This is a genomic window from Psychrobacter cibarius (genome assembly GCA_030686115.1).
GTDB classification, from domain to species: Bacteria; Pseudomonadota; Gammaproteobacteria; order Pseudomonadales; family Moraxellaceae; genus Psychrobacter; species Psychrobacter cibarius_C.
Map to the genome: position 1 here is coordinate 400,824 of CP131612.1, position 17,145 is coordinate 417,968.

The 17,145-nt window shown below is 41.5% G+C and carries 15 protein-coding genes; 9 read left to right on the forward strand and 6 right to left on the reverse strand.

The annotated features are described in order from the left end of the window. The first annotated feature begins 526 nt into the window (after positions 1-526). Both Q6344_01710 and Q6344_01715 read left to right on the forward strand, forming a co-directional pair. Positions 527-1,537, forward strand: coding sequence for an RluA family pseudouridine synthase (locus tag Q6344_01710; protein ID WLG14099.1), 1,011 nt, complete (start codon positions 527-529; stop codon positions 1,535-1,537). A 120-nt stretch (positions 1,538-1,657) separates the two neighbouring features. Continuing rightward, complete coding sequence (locus Q6344_01715) at positions 1,658-2,371, forward strand: HAD-IA family hydrolase (GenBank protein ID WLG14100.1); 714 nt, start codon at positions 1,658-1,660, stop codon at positions 2,369-2,371. Positions 2,372-2,608: 237 nt separating this feature from the next. On the opposite strand, the gene yihA is transcribed toward Q6344_01715, so the two are convergent. Beyond that, a complete protein-coding gene (yihA, locus tag Q6344_01720; protein WLG14101.1) occupies positions 2,609-3,400 on the reverse strand; it encodes a ribosome biogenesis GTP-binding protein YihA/YsxC in 792 nt (263 codons plus the stop codon). Positions 3,401-3,809: 409 nt separating this feature from the next. Between yihA and Q6344_01725 the strand changes: the two genes are divergently transcribed. From Q6344_01725 to Q6344_01740, 4 genes are all read left to right on the forward strand, one after another. Further along, a complete protein-coding gene (locus Q6344_01725; protein WLG14102.1) occupies positions 3,810-4,145 on the forward strand; it encodes a c-type cytochrome in 336 nt (111 codons plus the stop codon). Positions 4,146-4,483: 338 nt separating this feature from the next. Beyond that, positions 4,484-5,152: a c-type cytochrome gene (locus Q6344_01730; GenBank protein ID WLG14103.1), complete on the forward strand. Its 669-nt coding sequence runs from the start codon at positions 4,484-4,486 to the stop codon at positions 5,150-5,152. Positions 5,153-5,597: 445 nt separating this feature from the next. Continuing rightward, the gene (locus Q6344_01735) at positions 5,598-6,740 is read left to right on the forward strand and encodes a hypothetical protein (protein ID WLG14104.1); all 1,143 of its coding nucleotides are present in this window, start codon (positions 5,598-5,600) and stop codon (positions 6,738-6,740) included. Further along, entirely contained in the window at positions 6,728-7,108 is a 381-nt protein-coding gene (locus tag Q6344_01740) for an RnfH family protein (protein ID WLG14105.1), read from the forward strand. The genes Q6344_01735 and Q6344_01740 overlap by 13 nt, the downstream gene beginning before the upstream one ends. A 44-nt stretch (positions 7,109-7,152) precedes the next feature. On the opposite strand, the gene bamE is transcribed toward Q6344_01740, so the two are convergent. Continuing rightward, the gene (gene bamE, locus Q6344_01745; GenBank protein WLG14106.1) at positions 7,153-7,572 is read right to left on the reverse strand and encodes an outer membrane protein assembly factor BamE; all 420 of its coding nucleotides are present in this window, start codon (positions 7,570-7,572) and stop codon (positions 7,153-7,155) included. A gap of 327 nt (positions 7,573-7,899) precedes the next feature. Here bamE and fur point away from each other — a divergent pair, with 327 nt between their 5' ends. Next, positions 7,900-8,334: a ferric iron uptake transcriptional regulator gene (gene fur, locus Q6344_01750; protein ID WLG14107.1), complete on the forward strand. Its 435-nt coding sequence runs from the start codon at positions 7,900-7,902 to the stop codon at positions 8,332-8,334. Between the two features lie 148 nt (positions 8,335-8,482). Here fur and Q6344_01755 read toward each other — a convergent pair whose 3' ends face one another. Further along, positions 8,483-9,604, reverse strand: a complete 1,122-nt coding sequence (locus tag Q6344_01755) for a PilT/PilU family type 4a pilus ATPase (protein WLG14108.1) — start codon at positions 9,602-9,604, stop codon at positions 8,483-8,485. 170 nt (positions 9,605-9,774) lie between these two features. After that, a complete protein-coding gene (locus tag Q6344_01760; GenBank protein ID WLG14109.1) occupies positions 9,775-10,830 on the reverse strand; it encodes a type IV pilus twitching motility protein PilT in 1,056 nt (351 codons plus the stop codon). A gap of 468 nt (positions 10,831-11,298) precedes the next feature. Here Q6344_01760 and Q6344_01765 point away from each other — a divergent pair, with 468 nt between their 5' ends. Next, positions 11,299-11,946, forward strand: a complete 648-nt coding sequence (locus Q6344_01765) for a YggS family pyridoxal phosphate-dependent enzyme (GenBank protein WLG15110.1) — start codon at positions 11,299-11,301, stop codon at positions 11,944-11,946. Between the two features lie 11 nt (positions 11,947-11,957). Here the strand turns inward: Q6344_01765 and Q6344_01770 are convergent, their stop codons facing one another. Then, positions 11,958-13,232, reverse strand: coding sequence for a hemolysin family protein (locus Q6344_01770; protein WLG14110.1), 1,275 nt, complete (start codon positions 13,230-13,232; stop codon positions 11,958-11,960). Positions 13,233-13,478: 246 nt separating this feature from the next. Next, on the reverse strand, positions 13,479-15,170 hold the full coding sequence (locus tag Q6344_01775) for an NAD+ synthase (GenBank protein ID WLG14111.1): 1,692 nt from the start codon (positions 15,168-15,170) through the stop codon (positions 13,479-13,481). A gap of 807 nt (positions 15,171-15,977) precedes the next feature. Between Q6344_01775 and Q6344_01780 the strand changes: the two genes are divergently transcribed. Beyond that, positions 15,978-17,105: an AI-2E family transporter gene (locus Q6344_01780; protein ID WLG14112.1), complete on the forward strand. Its 1,128-nt coding sequence runs from the start codon at positions 15,978-15,980 to the stop codon at positions 17,103-17,105. Positions 17,106-17,145: the final 40 nt, after the last annotated feature.

Sequence of the window (17,145 nt, forward strand, 5' to 3'; positions counted from 1 at the left end):
CGATATACTTCTCGATCCTAATGCTAAACAACCCATACTTGCTCAACTACACTTGCCTAAAAGACCGCCAATAACCAGTCATTAAATCATGAATAATTATCAAATAAAGTCGTTGTCATGCAGGTTGTGAGTCAATGTAGTGTCATTATCGGTCAATAAACAGGCACTTAGCCAAACTTATCAACGCTGAATTTATGAACACAAAGGTATTTAGTGTCACTATTTATTCTATGGTACTGAGTAAAGTCAGTACGATACTTTCATTTTACAATTTATGGGGACATATCTATAAATATCTACAAGTGATATTTCTAAACAGATACTGCGCCCTAAAATCCGATTAAACATACAATGTTGGCAGGGTATACCGCTAATACCTTTTCACTAAAAGTTCGTAAAAATGGTAATGCACTATTTAGAACAACAACAACGATTATTGCTGCAGTCTCTGCTTAATTGTCGCTCAACATGCTAAACTATAGCAAATCTTTCTGTAAATACCTAACTAAAAATGACGAAGCCAAAAATGACTGACGACGCACCTACCCATGAAGCCCCTGCTATTTTTAATAGTAAAACACGCCCGCAAAGCGCTGATGATGAAATCAGCAACTTTGGTAAGGTAAATTATCTTGAAGTAACCCGCCATCAACACGATCAGCGCTTGGATAACTTTTTGTTGAACCGTTTAAAAGGTTTGCCAAAACCGCATATCTATAAAATGATTCGCTCAGATGAGATTCGGGTCAATAATAAACGCTGCAAAGCGCACGATAGAGTACAGCGTGAAGACGTGGTACGTATCGCGCCAGTGGTACTTGCTACCCGCGAAAAACCAATTATCAGTGCCGAGTTTGCTAAAAGCTTGTTAGCGCGCATAGTGTATGAAGACGAAGGAGTGCTAGTGCTGAATAAGCCTTCTGGCATCGCCGTTCACGGTGGCAGTGGTTTGGACTTTGGTGTTATCGAAGCCATGCGTGAAGTGACAGGTAAAAAATACCTAGAGCTGATACATCGCATTGATAAAGACACCTCAGGTCTATTGATGATTTCTAAAAAACGCTCAGCGCTAAAAGCGTTGCAACAGCATCTCGTTGATAAAACTATCCAGAAGCATTACTTATGTATCGCCAAAGGTCAGCCAGCATTAAATGAGCAACGCATTGATGCGTCATTGCTACGCTATACAGTTGCTAGTGGTGAACGCCGCGTCAAAGTAGATGCGCAAGATCCGCAATCTAAAGAAAGCCAGACGGATATCGTCGTTCATGGTCGTTTTATGATTGCTGATCAGCCAGTTAGTTTAATTGAAGCCAAACCGTTAACCGGTCGCACTCATCAAATCCGTGTGCATTTGGCGCATATTGGTCACGCTATCTTGGGTGATGATAAATATAATGTGCACGATAAATCAGGCGTCCATCGCCTGTGTCTGCATGCGTGGCGTTTAGACATTCCAGGCTATGAAACTATTACTGCACCGCTACCAGATGACATGGCAGACTGGTTGCCAGAGCAAACCAAATTGCCTGAATAAGTCGCCAAATAAAATTTTTAAGCATTAACTTTAAACGTCACGAACGCTTATTTTTCTTAATAAGTCGCCGTGACGTTTTTGTATCTACCATTTATTATTGATATTCGTTAAGGTCTATTTATGAGCAATCAATCTGTCGCTAGTATCTCTAGCGCTTTCAAAGGAACTCAGTTATCAGCCAGTCATCGTTTAGCGGATAAGACGCTGATTATTTTTGATTGGGATGGGACGCTAATGGATTCCATTGGATTAATCGTTGAGTCAATGCATGTGGCAGGAGAGGCGCATGGGTTCCAGACGACCGATAAAGCAGTACAAGACATCATTGGGCTGAGCTTAATGAATGGCATTGAGATTTTGTATCCGCAAGCCAATGACACGCAAAAGCTTGCGATTCAGCAAAGCTATGCAGACCACTATATTGCCAACAGCCACAGTACACCGCTTTTTGCGCCGATAGAAGGGATGTTGCAGACCCTACAAGCCCAAGGTAAAAGTCTCGCGGTTGCAACCGGTAAAAAGCGAAAGGGCTTAGACCGCGTATTAGATGCTTCAGAGAGCCACCATTATTTTGTGATGACCCGCTGTGCCGATGAGGCAGGCTCAAAACCTGACCCGCAGATGTTGACCGATATTTTGGATTATACGCAGCAGCAAATCGCCGATGCTGTTTTCATCGGTGACAGTATCTACGATATCCAAATGGCAACGGAACTAGGAATGACCAGTATTGCGGTGAATTATGGTACAGCTAGCAGTAGCGAACTTGCCGCACAGCAACCCACGTATCAGGTTGACACGCCACAAGCGTTGGCTGAGCTACTATGCAATTAAATAAAAGCACTTATAGTCAGAGCACTTTTAAACCGCTACGGTGTTACCCACCCTAGATGTACTCAGTGTACTATCTGCGGTCGGTCGCCTTGTAGCGATTCTAAAATTCCTTGACTATAAATAAATAAAAGCGCTTAAATAAAAATCTTTTTTAATGCTAAAAATGATAATAAAAAAAGGGTTTATCGATAATAACGATAAACCCTTTTTACTTGGAGACGATAATATGTATTTTCTTTATTTTTGAGCACTATCTTTCTGAGTACTTTCCTTTTCAATAGCGCCTTTTTCGATGTTGTCTTTTTCAATCGCTTCTTCCAACTCAGCGCCTTCTAGTAACGCAAAAGAGGATTCAATGATTTTGTCTGCCTCAAGCTGATACTCATACCAGTTGCCCATGACACCAGCCAGCTCATCAAGACCTTCTTTTCTTAGTGCTGAAAATAGCTGAATGCTACAGTTCAATCCCAGTTCTTTTAGTCTTTTACGAGTATTAAGTAACGCATTTTTAGATGCGCCATACTTTAGCTTATCTGCTTTGGTTAACAAGATATGCACCGGCAGTTCACCATCATTTGCCCAACGTAGCATTTGCTCATCAAAGAATTTCAATGGATGACGAATATCAGTCATGAGCACCAAACCTGCAAGGCTTGAGCGCGCCACCAAGTATTCTTCTAGCTCAACCTGCCATTCTTTCTTCATCTCAAGCGGTACGGCTGCGTAGCCATAACCTGGCAAATCCACCAAACGTCTATCAGCATCACCAATACTAAAAAAGTTAATCATCTGCGTACGACCAGGCGTTTTAGATGAGCGTGCCAGTTGGCGTTGGTTGGTTAAGGCATTAATAGCAGAGGATTTACCTGCGTTTGAGCGTCCTGCAAAGGCAACTTCTAAGCCCATATCGGGTGGGCAGAGACGAAAAGTAGGCGCTGACATCATAAACTCAGTTTGCTGAATTTTTTGACGAGATTTAGTGTTGAACAATGCATGTTCGGCGGCGACATCAGTAAACGGGGTACTCATAAATGGCTCATTAATCTTTAAGAAATTGGATACGGTTATAAAATTTTAATCAACTGGTTGTCGAGAAGATAGTGCATTAGACAAAAAATCGTTACGAATTTATTCATCATAACTTTCAATGTTTATTGGTCATAAACACAGTCATTTCAAGTTATCGACTATTCTATACTATTACTTATCTTACTTATTGAAATAACTATGATTAGCATCACATAAATAACAGAATACCATTAAAATAAGCGCTCATTAGAGCAAGTTGCCGCTTTTATTCATGCGTTACCAAAGCCAAACTATATTTATCTATATTTATACGACATACATTGTTACAATGTTTCATAAGATATACTGAACGAACGACGTTTAATAGCAAGATTGATTAAACGAGAGAAGCATCAAAAGGAGGTGTTCTATGGTTTCAATCAATGCACTTTTTAGCCGGACCTACCGAGTTTTAGTAGGTAGCGGAGCGGCATTACTGCTCAGTAGTGCTATCATGACTAGCGCTAATGCTGCTGATATTGCAGCCACCTATGATAACTCATGTGCTGCCTGTCACGATAGTGGGGCGCTGAACGCCATCAAAAAAGGTGATAGTGCCAAATGGCAACAGCTTATCAAACAAAAAAGCATGCCGACACTTATTAATTCTGTTAAAAGTGGTATGACGCAGATGCCTGCTGGTGGTCTTTGTAACAGTTGTAGCGACGATGATTATCGTAAGCTGATTGAGTACATGAGCAAGTGAGACGCTGACCGATAAAGCAACACAATACGACATACTATAAAACAACTTAAAAAAGAGCTGGGTTTTTTAGCCTGTAAGCGCTTTTTGTTTTTTGTTGGCATACTTGTCTATGTGTTAGAAAAACTGATGGATGTGACGATTAAGTAGGCAAATGCTACAAAGTCTTGCTATAATAATCGAAAATAAACCCTGATGTTAGTAAGTACTTTCAGACTGCTTGTGGCCAAGACCTTAAAACATATACCTACCTAACCAATAGTAGGGTGGTTTATATAAGGTATCTTATCAGTGCAATCACTCTAAATAATGCTTACGCCGAGCTAGTAGGATTTGTATCAATGAAAAAGTTAATCGCTGCTGCCAGCTTATGCGTTGCAAGTTTCAGCGTACAAGCTGCTATTATTGTTCCTGAGTACGACGTCAATGCCGGTAAGCAAATTGCAGAAACGGTTTGTGCTGCTTGTCATGGTGTTGATGGTGTTAGTGTTGTCCCTGCGCAGCCTAACTTGGGTGGCCAAAACGTAAAATATCTTTACAAACAGTTGGTCAACTTTAAAGCAGGTTATCGCAAGAACGGTATTATGCAATCACAAGTTGCAAACTTATCGCAGCAAGATTTAGCCAACGTGGCTGGTTATTATGCTAGCCAAGCGCCTTGGGGTGTTGGATTTGGTAATCCTGCGACCAACCAAGAAGCCACTAAGCTATTCTTAGGTGGTGATAAGTCACGCGGTGTCATCGGTTGTGCAGGCTGTCATGGTCCAGATGCTGCTGGTAATACTTGGGCGGCATTTCCACGCTTAGGTGGTCAGCATGCACAGTACATCGCAACTCAGCTAAAACTCTTCCGTGCGGCTGGCCGTGTTGATGATGTTGATAGTGATGAGCAAAAACGTGTCAATGATGCTGCGAAAGAAGGCGATATGGGCATGATGCAGACAGTCGCATCGAAACTGTCGGATCGTGATATTCGTATCTTGTCAGACTATATCAGTGCTGTTCACTAATTCATTGGTATCAGCTACGAGTGCCTAATGCACGTTACCTCGCTGAAATTAATAAGCACTTGACCATATATCCGCCATTGTTTCATTATTAAACCCCGATTTCGGGGTTTTTTTATAACTGTTCATCCCTTATATTATAGAGACCTTATAGTCATTCCATTATAAAGAGTCGCTGCATTAACCTTGCTTGAAGTATTGAATATATATTTGCTTCTGGTTACCTTGTGCTTCTTTTAAATGGAATCGACTATATAAAATAAAACTGCTTACAGAGGCCTATGATTGCTCTGTATCATGATAAATTATCGTTATTCACTTTATACCAAACCCACAGAGTATGATTGGCGGTGTCAAACTTGTTTCGTCTACAATGCGTAGTACTGACCCTCGTTTTCCCAGCTATTCTCATTTTTGTGAAAGGTATTAGATCGTTTGGATTTAGATTATGATGATCCGTTATGCTTCTTATTTTATCGCGGCACTGCTACCGCTACTGCTGTTTCGTTGGTTTGCACCAGCATCCATTGGTGAGATTGACTTTTGGTTACTCTGGCTATTGGCTATGGTATTGGTATCCTTGCCCGTTGTTTATGCGGAAATTGCCTTAGCCTATCGTAGTGTCGATGCGCCATTAGCAGGGATGCAAAAGCTTACTCGCGAAGCAGATGCCAGCCCAATATGGCGTAGTTTTGGGTGGCTCGCCGCGCTGGTCTCTATTCTGATTGCGGCGTTAGTGATCTCAGGCGCGAGCACAGGTATTTTGGAGGCATTGACGGAGCTTAATAGCGCTCCTGCTATACCAGATTTTGCGATCGCTGCTGGCCTTATGGTCATTGCTGTGTTACTCAGTTTATTGGGCGTTGCACCGTTACCGATTGGCCTGGGATTAATGGTGATAGGCTTATTGCTCGGCGTGGCAAATGGCCTACCCAATATTGACTTTGCGATGACTGATATCAGCTTAAATGAATGGGCGCGTGCAGTTGCGTTAGCGTTGGTTAGTGTGGGTGCAGGCACAGGCTTATACTGGTTTGGTCAAAACTTGGTAACGAACCAAGTGGCAACAGCAGTAGACACGGACAATATCAATGCGCAAAAACCTGCTCGCAGCCGTGCGATGAGTGAGTATCGGGCAACCAAATTGGTACTTCCGATTTGGATATTGCAATTGATCGTTGGGGTTGTGGCGTTATCTATTAGTGGCATGGCATTGCCACCGATTGGACAGCTATCGTATTGGATAGGGGTGTTATTTGTCGCCAGCTATTTGCTGCATTATAGTACCCAGCAATTAGCGCACAAGTTTGGACTACTGGTTAGTTTGGTATTAACCTTTGTCTTGGCGCTTTTGTTAGTCGTTATCATACCAACTGTTTGGCTGGTTGGACTTTTAGTGATTATTAGCAGCATAGCGGTATTATTGCTGTCTATCTTTGCGGGTTGGCAGATGAAAATTAGTCACCTGCGTAAGTCATTAAATTTTGGCAATGAAGCGTTTTATAACTTATGGCGAATAGCGATTCGTTTGATTGTGCCACTAGCACTGTTATTGGCATTGATAGGTTGGGTGATGCAGTGGTTGAGTTAACCGCTAATGGCGTTCAATCTGATAATAATTGTGCGCCGTCATCTGAGCAGACCATGCTAATGACTGTTTATTTGGCATACGCTGAAGATGCAAAATGTCAGCATTATTTAACCCTACAAGTTAATGATGAAACAAGTTTGTATGAGGCATTGAGGCAGGCAGGATGGTTGGTGAAATTTCCAGCGTTAGCACGTTGGTGTGAGCAAGTGGCAGATATTGCAACGCCAACGGCGAAGCGTTGGCATGTGGGTATCTATGCACAAAAACAGCCGCTCAGCTATCGCTTGCAGCCTTTTGATCGTATTGAAGTATATCGCAGCTTAAGCGCTGATCCAATGTCTCAGCGCAAAAATAAATCTCGAGTTTAAGCGATGTTGCGCCATCTATCATTAAAGCCAGTTGCCGTTCTTGATTATGAGGCAGGCAGGCTTTCGATACCTTCAATACGATTGACCAAACCATTATTATCAAAGTAGATAATTAAGTGCTGACTGGCATTTTTGACATCAGCAATACCCTTGCGGCTACCTTCTGTCCCTGCTTTGTAATCGTAAATATAATCCCAACGCTTAGGTTCTAAGGTGTCTCTAATAGCTGGGCTACCAAGGATATAAAGGACTTGGTTTTGATTCATACCCACTTGCAGCTTTTGCGCTTGTGCTTGAGTGATGGCAGTGCCTTGTGGCAAATCAATCTTATAAACACTCAATAATGAGCAGCCAGACATAGCGACAGTAGCGCTAAGCATACTGGTTATGACAATCTTGCGTAATACGCTTGCAGGGCTTAACGGACGAAAAGTTAATGTCTTTATCATGGTAAGATGACTCATAAGAAATGAATTAGGCGCAGCCAGAGGTTGTTAATGCGAGTCTGGCCGACAATCTTGGACAAATGATACGTCATTTACTTGCAATTTCCTACCACTTACGACATTATTTACCAAATGCTACCTGAGTCATTTTATTATTTATATTTTAAATTCATAGACTTGCGTTAGGATTATTATAGAAAATAACAGGCTTGGACATGAGGTCAAATCAGCCAGTCTGCTGTTATTAAAATGTTTTATATACTATAAAAAATAATCATTAACGATTATTTATCTCATATTTTTGGTTCTTTATTTGCTAAGACTGTCACAGTCAGAAGGGATATTATGGCTTCTTTTACCAATCAAGATTTACGTAAAGCGGGATTAAAAGTCACGTTACCTCGCATCAAGATTTTAGAGCTACTAGAGAGTGCAGAGTTGCATCATATGAGTGCTGAGGAGGTTTATAAGGCACTGATAGAGCAAGGTGAGGATGTGGGTTTAGCGACTGTCTACCGAGTGCTGACGCAATTTGAGCAAGCTGGTATCGTCGAGCGTCATAACTTCGAAAATAATTTATCGGTGTTCGAGATTACCCAAGAAGGCCATCATGACCATCTGGTTTGTGATGTTTGTGGCAAGATTATAGAGTTTCATAACGAAGTCATCGAAGAAGAGCAACTTAAAGTCGCAGAAAAGCATGGATTTAAGTTATCAGGTCATTCATTGGTGCTATACGGTATTTGTAATGACCAAGAGTGTCGGGATAGCATCAAGTAATTTTTTAATAGGTGAGCATGATCTACCTTTGATATCGTTTTTATTGCGTTATCGCTATGTATAAAATAGGAAAAGCCCTCATAATAATATGAGGGCTTTCTTATAAGTTTTTATGGCAAAAACGAATAACAACGCTCAAAAGCCATGCTTAACTAATATCTAATGATAAGTTATCCGCACCTTCATCCAGATTGGCGGTGCCATTCTTACTACTGAGTTTGATTTTTAGGCGCAAATCATTAGGAGAGTCAGCATGAAGAATGGCTTCTTTATAGGTGATTTCTCCTTGCTCATATAAGTCAAAAAGAGCCTGATCAAAGGTTTGCATGCCGCTATCCCGCGATCGTGTCATGACATCTTTGATTTCATGAACCTCGCCTTTACGGATATAGTCACTAATCAGCTGTGAATTTAACAAAATTTCGATAGCCGCACGGCGTCCTTTACCATCAGGAGTTGGGATGAGCTGCTGCGCAATAATGGCTTGCAAGTTGAGCGACAAATCCATAAATAACTGATTGTGGCGACTGGTTTCAAAAAAGTGAATGATACGGTCAATCGCTTGGTTGGCGTTGTTGGCATGTAAGGTTGCAAACACCAAATGCCCTGTCTCAGCGTACTGAATCGCGTAGCTCATGACCTCACGGTTACGAATCTCACCAATCAAAATAACATCAGGTGCTTGGCGTAACGTGTTTTTTAGCCCTGCTTCAAATGAATGGGTATCGATACCAACTTCACGCTGGGTAATAATACAACCACGATGTTTATGAACAAACTCGATAGGATCTTCAATGGTAATGATGTGACCATGCGAGTTTTGATTACGGTGTCCGATCATAGAAGCAAGGGTCGTTGATTTACCTGTACCTGTCGCACCCACTAGCAGAATGATACCGCGTTTTTTCATTGCCAGCTCTTTTAACGCGGGCGGTAAACGTAGCTCTTCGACAGTCGGAATTTTATTCTCAATTTTCCTTAAAATCATCCCTGCCATATCACGCTGTATAAAGGCACTGACCCGAAAACGTGCTTGCTGTGCTTCATCAGCAATGGCAAATTGGCACTCGTTAGTCTCTTCAAACTCTTTTTGCTGGTTTGGTGTCATGACGCCTTTGACCAATCGCATGGTTTGCTCAGCGGTTAAAGGCGTTTTACCGACAGGCAGAATTTTGCCATTTACTTTCATGGAGGGCGCTACATCAGCGGTAATAAAAAGGTCCGAGCCATTTTTATTGATCATTAACTGCAATAGTTTATCAATGTCCATATCGTACCTGCATTCGATGTAAATCGACTAAAAAAGTATTTAAAATCATGTTTTAAAAATCGCTAATAATAACCATTAGAATAAAAGTAAGGTATATCATGGCTCATGAATGCTTGTATTATTGACTCACACATCAATCAAGATAAGCCAGTGACGCACGATGAATAATATTACAAGAATGCCTCAGGCTGTTTGGCATAAGGACGGGCTACGTCTTTACTAATGGTGCCTTTCGCTACTAGATTTTTGAGTGTTTGATCCAGCGTAATCATACCTTCACCTGCACCTGTTTGGATAGCAGAGTACATTTGAGCGATTTTATTCTCACGTATTAAGTTACGGATAGCAGGGGTGCCGAGCATGATTTCATGTGCTGCTACACGTCCGCCTGCTTGACGACGCAAAAGCGTTTGTGAGATAACGGCTTGTAGTGACTCTGATAGCATCGCCCGAATCATATCTTTTTCTGCGGCGGGGAATACATCAATGACACGGTCAATGGTCTTAGCGGCAGAGCTGGTATGCAAAGTGCCAAAGACTAAGTGACCAGTCTCTGCTGCTGTCAATGCCAAGCGAATGGTCTCAAGGTCACGTAGCTCGCCAACCAAAATAACATCGGGATCCTCACGTAGCGCAGAGCGCAATGCAGGCTCGAAACCCAAGGTGTCACGATGCACCTCACGTTGGTTAATCAGACTTTTCTTGGATTCGTGGACAAATTCGATCGGATCTTCAATAGTTAAAATATGCTCTTTACGGCTCTCGTTGATATAGTCAATCATGGCAGCCAGCGTTGTGGACTTACCAGAACCTGTCGGACCCGTGACCAATACCACGCCACGCTTAAAGTCTGACACGCGCTTAAATACATCGCCCATCCCTAAGTCTTCCATCGTTAAGACTTTGGACGGAATAGTACGAAAGACAGCGCCCGCCCCACGGTTTTGATTAAAGGCATTTACTCGAAAACGTGCTAGATTGGGAATCTCAAAAGAGAAATCCGTCTCATAAAATTCTTCAAAGTCAGCGCGCTGCTTATCATTCATGATGTCATAAATAAGCTGATGCACAACCTGATGAGTCATCTCTGGCATATTAATACGGGTCATTTCACCATCAACACGTATCATTGCTGGCATACCGGCTGAAATATGTAAATCTGATGCTTTATGCTTAACCGTAAAGCGCAGCAAGTCTTCGATGCTTAAATTGTTTTTTTCAGCCATAATCGGATATTCCTATCAATCAATAAGGGTAGGACAAAAGAGCAAAAAAGGGGAGTGATTATCAATCGATAAACGATCTGATTAAAGTCGGTCACGTTAATAAAGGAGTAGCGATGGTCTTTACCATTACTATTATATTCAGTAGCATATGTTAAACCATGTAACAATATAATAACAAGACTACCGACAATTAACCATCTACTACACTAATAAAATGTAAAATTAGTCATTATGAGTGTCAATTTATAGATCGATCCTTGTTGAGTTTTTCTATATTAGAAGACATTTATAAAAATTTTAAGCCTAATTAATAAAAGTTCGTTATAGAAGTGATTAAAAATAGAAGTCATTAAAAGTGATTGATTAAAAAATGGATTAAGTTATTCTCGTGAGTAATATATGAAAGAAATAGAAAATAACATTGATAGCCAAAATCTTATTGCGAGCTGGCAGCAAGTGAGCAAGCAAATGACTCAAGCGTGTGAGCATGCGGCACGACAAGCAGATAGTGTGACGTTGCTGGCAGTTTCCAAGACCAAACCAGCTGATATGATTGCTACTTTGGCTCAGCAAGGACAGCAGCACTTTGGTGAAAATTATCTGCAAGAAGCCATCGAAAAAATTGATACGCTAAAACGACAGCCAGAAACTAAAGGCATTGTTTGGCATTATATTGGTAGTATCCAGCGCAATAAGACTCGCGATATTGCTGAGCATTTCGATTGGGTACAAACGGTTGAGCGTGACATTATTGCTCAGCGTCTAAACGACCAGCGTCCAGCTGAGCTACCCCCACTGAATGTATTGATTCAGTTGAATATCGATAACGAAGAAAGCAAATCAGGCTGCCTGCCAGCACAGCTGCCTGATTTGATAACTGCTATCAAGGGGTATGACAGGTTACAGCTGCGTGGTTTGATGATTATTCCTGCTAAGGGAGGTACGGACGCTTTTACCCGTACCAAGCAGTTATTTGATGAGATTAAACAGACTCATGCAGAGCTAAATGCTTGGGATACACTGAGCATGGGCATGAGCGGTGATATGACAGAGGCGATAGCCAGTGGTTCGACAATGGTGCGCGTTGGTAGCGCCATATTTGGCGCACGAGCTTAAATTTTTATTTATCAGACAGTCTCATCCATTCTGGTCACCAGCATCTGAGTGATTTTGAGATTGTCCGTTGCGATAATCTCAAATCGATAATTGGCATACTCGATAGTATCGGTTTTCTTTGGAATCTTGCGTAGCATGTACATCATAAAGCCACTAATGGTTTCATAGTTCTGACTGCGTGGCAGATCAACGATATCTAAAGCGCGTACGACGTCTTCGATAGGAGTCATGCCATCGATTAGCCACGAGTTATCAGTACGTTGAACAATGGGCTGCTCCTCCAAGGTGACAAGCTCCCCCATGACGATACTCATCACATCCTTAAGCGTGATGACACCCACTACCAATCCATACTCATTCACGATGACGGCAAAGTCAGCGCCTGTAGATTTAAACATCTCTAATACTTCAAACAAGGACAAGGTATCAGGGACGAAGAGTGCAGGTTTTAGTAGGGCTTTGTCAGTTAAGCTGACCTCTTGCTGGTTAAGAACCAATGCCAAAAAGCTGCGCGACTCTACATAACCAATAATGTGCTCTAAATCATCTTCCTGACAGACCAAAAACTTGTTATGTGGTTGTTCAATCATCACTTCAACGACTTTTTCAGTGCTCGTTTTGGTATCAAAATAAACAATGTTTTCACGTGGATTCATCACCGACGTTACGGTGCGCTCTTGCATATCAAAGATATTTTCTATCAGATGATGTTCTTGTTTTTTGAGTACACCAGCTTCAGCACCAGCATCCATGACAGCATAAATATCTTCTGGCGTCATATCGTCTTGCCGTATAGTTGAAATACCCAGTAATTCAAAGATGACATTTGCTGCACCATCAAATATCCAAATCACGGGTTTGAATATAAAAATCAATAGCATCATTGGTCGTACGAGACGTACAGCGATAGCTTCAGTGTTCGACATCGCCAATCGTCTGGGCATCAAATCAGCGAGCAGAGAAAACAAACTGGTGATCAGCACAAATGATATGACGGATGACACTGCTTCATTCTTCACCAAAAGCTCTAGATAAGGGCTAATAGCTGACTCACCTACTGCACCAGCTGAGATAGCGACGGCATTCAAAACCACTTGTACGACAGTAATAAAACTGCCAGGGTGCTCTTGCATTTTAAGGACGTCAAATGCGCGGACATCCCCTTCTTTTGCCATGATTTGTAGCTTAATTTTGCGACCAGCAGCGATGGCTATTTCGGCAGCAGATACAAAGGCACTTAGGGCAAGCAATAAAAGAAGAAAGATACTAGCGGTTAGCAAACTCATGACATACTCGGTAAAAAATATAGGGATTAAAATAATTGAAGTTAAAGAATGAATGGGTTAGAAGTACAAAAAGAAAGTGTTGTTTATAACAGCTGGGCATTAAAAATCGGTTTATAGAAACTAAAAAAGCTGGGCAAGCACCCAGCTAATCATAAGAAACTTGATTTTTTATAAAAGTATTAAATTAGCCATGTTGCTCGCGTTCTACATAATAAAAGTAGGGCAAGCAACAATGGCTAATCTAATTTAGCCTTTTACTGACCATTTATTCACTAATGGATAACGGCGTTCACGTCCAAAGGCTTTATGGCTAATTTTGGTACCGATTGGCGCTTGTAAACGCTTATATTCGCTATTGTCTACCATCTGGATGACTTTTGCGACCAGTTCAGCGTCAAACCCTTTATTAATGATGTCTTGATAGCCCATGTCTTCATCGATGTATGACATTAAGATGCCATCTAATACATCATAGTCAGGCAAGCTGTCTTGGTCTTTTTGGTCTGGGCGTAACTCAGCAGATGGCGGGCGAGTGATGACACGCTCAGGGATGACTGGGGTGTCTTCCAAGCGGTTGCGATAACTGGCCAATTTATAAACCTGTGACTTATAAACGTCTTTTAACACATCAAAGCCGCCTGCCATATCACCATATAATGTTGAATAGCCGACTGCTAACTCAGACTTATTACCAGTGGTGATGACCAAGTGCCCAAACTTATTGGACAGCGCCATCAGTACCACACCGCGCGCACGCGCTTGGATATTTTCTTCAGTGGTGTCTGCTGGCGATTTGTTAAATAGTGGCGCTAAGGTATGACGGATGCCTTCAACCGCATCAAAAATAGGACAAACCGTATAAGAAACATTTAAGCGGCGAGCCTGTGCTTGAGCATCTTCTAGACTAATCTGAGAAGTATATTCATAAGGCATCATCACCGCATATACCTTGTCAGCACCCAAAGCATCAACAGCGATACATAGCGTTAAGGCAGAATCAATACCACCTGATAGCCCAAGGATAATACCAGTGAATCCTGAATGGTTGACATAATCGCGTAGGCCAACGACCAGTGCTTGATACATCTCTGACTCACGGCTCAGTGTTAATGGCGCTTTAGTTTGACTATTAAACTTAGCAGTTTTGACGTCTAAAGTGGCAAGAAGTAACTGATTCATAAAACGTGGTGCTTCGTGGGCAACGCTACCATCAGCTTGCACCGCCATAGAACCACCATCAAATACCAAGTCGTCTTGACCGCCAACGGCGTTGACATACACGATAGGCAAATTATTCTCACGGCTACGCTTAGCCAGCATCGTTTTACGATTGTCTTGTTTTTCGATCTCAAAAGGTGAGGCGTTCAAGCTAATAATCAGATCAGCACCTTGCTTTTTAAGCTCGGCAATAGGGCCTTTTTCCCACAAGTCTTCACAGATGAGCAGACCGATTGTGATGCCTTTATAGTCAAATAAAACTTGGTTACGACCTTTATCAAAATAACGACGCTCATCAAATACGCCATAATTTGGCAAGATTTGCTTATGATAAAAGCCTTTTTGATGACCATTATGCAAGATAGCAGCAGAGTTGAAAGTACCATGATGGTCGACATGTGGATAACCGACAATCATCACGATATCATCGATATCACTTAAAGTAGACAAGGCGCTTTTGATGCGACCAGATAAACTTGGGCGTAGTAATAAATCTTGCGGTGGGTAACCTAATAAAGCAAGTTCTGGGAAAATAATGACATCCGCACCTTGCTCACGAGCTTGCAATGCGAGTGCACGCATTTTTTCAGCATTGGCAGTGATATCACCAACCAAAAAATGCGACTGAGCCAATGCAAAAGTAACTGTTTCTTGGGTTTTATTGGTCTTACTGGCCTCAGTTGAGGGAGTTATATTGGGATTATCATTGTCTTTTGACATTGTTATTGTTCCTATCGATATATGGTTTAAAATTTGTTGGGTCATTGTTGATTTAAAATAAAATCAAAGTAAGTCCGAAATTCACTCAAAATAGCACTCTGTCATATCGAATTCTAATAGTGAACCGAGATGATGAGCTTGCTTACGCACAGTATCCAACGTTGTAACGCCCCTCTACAGGTTTGATCTTATGATAGTCTATAGAAGGACGATAAAAGAGGGCTGTAGCGCATCGTCTGAAAAATGTTATATATGTAGAACGATCCAAATAAATAAGAACAAACGAATTTAATGCTATTAAAAAGCTTAAAATAATTGCTTTAGTATAGCATCAATTATCGTTGCAAATAGAACGCGCCAGTGAATTACCTTTCAATAAGTCAGTTTACAGTATGAATGTAAAATATCCTTTTAGTGCCTTGTTTTTACATGTTAAATCTATATGTCAACTTCTATCTATTAATGTCATCATCTAGTAAGCTTATACAGAGAAAGTTGTAAGTAAAGATTACAACATATCGTTATATCATTATCGTATTTTGCGGCATAATAAGCCGTGATAATCGTTTGATATTTATCTTGCGTTAGTCAAAACTATCGTCCGTAAGTATGTTACGGTATGCTACGATTTGATGCTCTCAAAGCAGATTTACTGGCACTGATTGTTTACACCCCTCGCTAATGAATACCGCTAATGGACAGGGTCTTTTTATGGGCACCGTCTGTGAGTTGATATTCATCACACATTTATAAACTTGCCAGCAAGGTCGCGATAGATCTTCGCTGTCTGCTCTTGGTTTATACGCTATGATTGAAAATTGGACAAAAGAATTTATTATTCAGCGCTTATTGGCTATTACTCTGTTGGTGGTGCTGTTCGTACTGTGTTTTCAAGTGGTACAGTTTTTTATTGTACCCGCATTATGGGCGGCGATTTTAGCGTATGTAACCTTTCCTATTTATAACTTTTTTTATGAAAAAGTAAAGCTGAGTCCTAATTTTAGCGCTGCTATTATGACGGTGAGTATCTCCTTAATGATAGGTGTGCCACTGGTTATCGGTGTTTTTATTCTACAGCAAGAAGCCTTGAGCCTAATCAGTAACTTGATTTATCGTATAAAAGTGGGTTATTTAGATGTGCCTGATTCTATTAAAGATATGCCTATCATCGGTCAGCAAGTGAAAGATGTGCTGTGGAGAATCAATAAAAACCCAGAAGGGACGTTAGAGGCGTTTCGTATTTGGGTACAGTCACATTTATATTATGGCAAAGTAGCATTTGATGTGGTGTTTAGCGGTCTTGCCAAGTTAGGTATGGCGCTGATGACGTTGTTTTTCTTTTATCGTGATGGTACCAGTTTGGTGCGTCAAATTCGCCAAGCACTGCGTAATATCATTGGCAATCGCATTGATGGTTATATTGATTCTGTGGGTACGACCACGCGTGCGGTGGTTTATGGTATTGGTTTGACGGCATTGGCACAAGCACTGCTCGCAGGTGTGGGTTACTACTTCGCTGGTGCACCAAGTCCTATCTTACTCACTATCGTAACTTTTATTATCGCCCTGATTCCGTTTGGCACGCCATTTGTCTGGGGTGGTGTATCCATTTGGTTGTTAAGCCAAGGTCATACTGTAGAAGGGATTGGCTTGGCACTATGGGGCACTTTGGTTATCAGCTGGGTTGACAATCTCATCCGTCCTATTGTGATTAGTGGCGCGACCAAAATCCCTTTTATTATTATTTTTATTGGTGTATTAGGTGGTCTAACGGCTTTTGGCTTTGTTGGTTTGTTTATCGGTCCTGTGGTGCTAGCCATCGGATTGGCGGTATGGCGAGAATGGATATCGCAGCATAAAAATGAGATATTTGCTCCGCAGGATTTGGTGTTGTCTGACAACCAAACGTTGCCACCAGTCAATGAATCAGAGTAGAGGCACGTAGAGGCACATAGTCATGTTAAATAAGGATACT

Coding starts and splice junctions, on each gene's coding strand:
- fur (WLG14107.1), top strand. CDS start 7,900: ATGGCTTCTTTTACCAATCAAGATTTACGTAAAGCGGGATTAAAAGTC.
- Q6344_01735 (WLG14104.1), top strand. CDS start 5,598: ATGATGATCCGTTATGCTTCTTATTTTATCGCGGCACTGCTACCGCTA.
- Q6344_01775 (WLG14111.1), bottom strand. CDS start 15,170: ATGTCAAAAGACAATGATAATCCCAATATAACTCCCTCAACTGAGGCC.
- Q6344_01715 (WLG14100.1), top strand. CDS start 1,658: ATGAGCAATCAATCTGTCGCTAGTATCTCTAGCGCTTTCAAAGGAACT.
- bamE (WLG14106.1), bottom strand. CDS start 7,572: ATGAGTCATCTTACCATGATAAAGACATTAACTTTTCGTCCGTTAAGC.
- Q6344_01770 (WLG14110.1), bottom strand. CDS start 13,232: ATGAGTTTGCTAACCGCTAGTATCTTTCTTCTTTTATTGCTTGCCCTA.
- Q6344_01765 (WLG15110.1), top strand. CDS start 11,299: ATGACTCAAGCGTGTGAGCATGCGGCACGACAAGCAGATAGTGTGACG.
- Q6344_01730 (WLG14103.1), top strand. CDS start 4,484: ATGAAAAAGTTAATCGCTGCTGCCAGCTTATGCGTTGCAAGTTTCAGC.
- Q6344_01710 (WLG14099.1), top strand. CDS start 527: ATGACTGACGACGCACCTACCCATGAAGCCCCTGCTATTTTTAATAGT.
- Q6344_01760 (WLG14109.1), bottom strand. CDS start 10,830: ATGGCTGAAAAAAACAATTTAAGCATCGAAGACTTGCTGCGCTTTACG.
- Q6344_01725 (WLG14102.1), top strand. CDS start 3,810: ATGGTTTCAATCAATGCACTTTTTAGCCGGACCTACCGAGTTTTAGTA.
- Q6344_01755 (WLG14108.1), bottom strand. CDS start 9,604: ATGGACATTGATAAACTATTGCAGTTAATGATCAATAAAAATGGCTCG.
- yihA (WLG14101.1), bottom strand. CDS start 3,400: ATGAGTACCCCGTTTACTGATGTCGCCGCCGAACATGCATTGTTCAAC.
- Q6344_01780 (WLG14112.1), top strand. CDS start 15,978: ATGATTGAAAATTGGACAAAAGAATTTATTATTCAGCGCTTATTGGCT.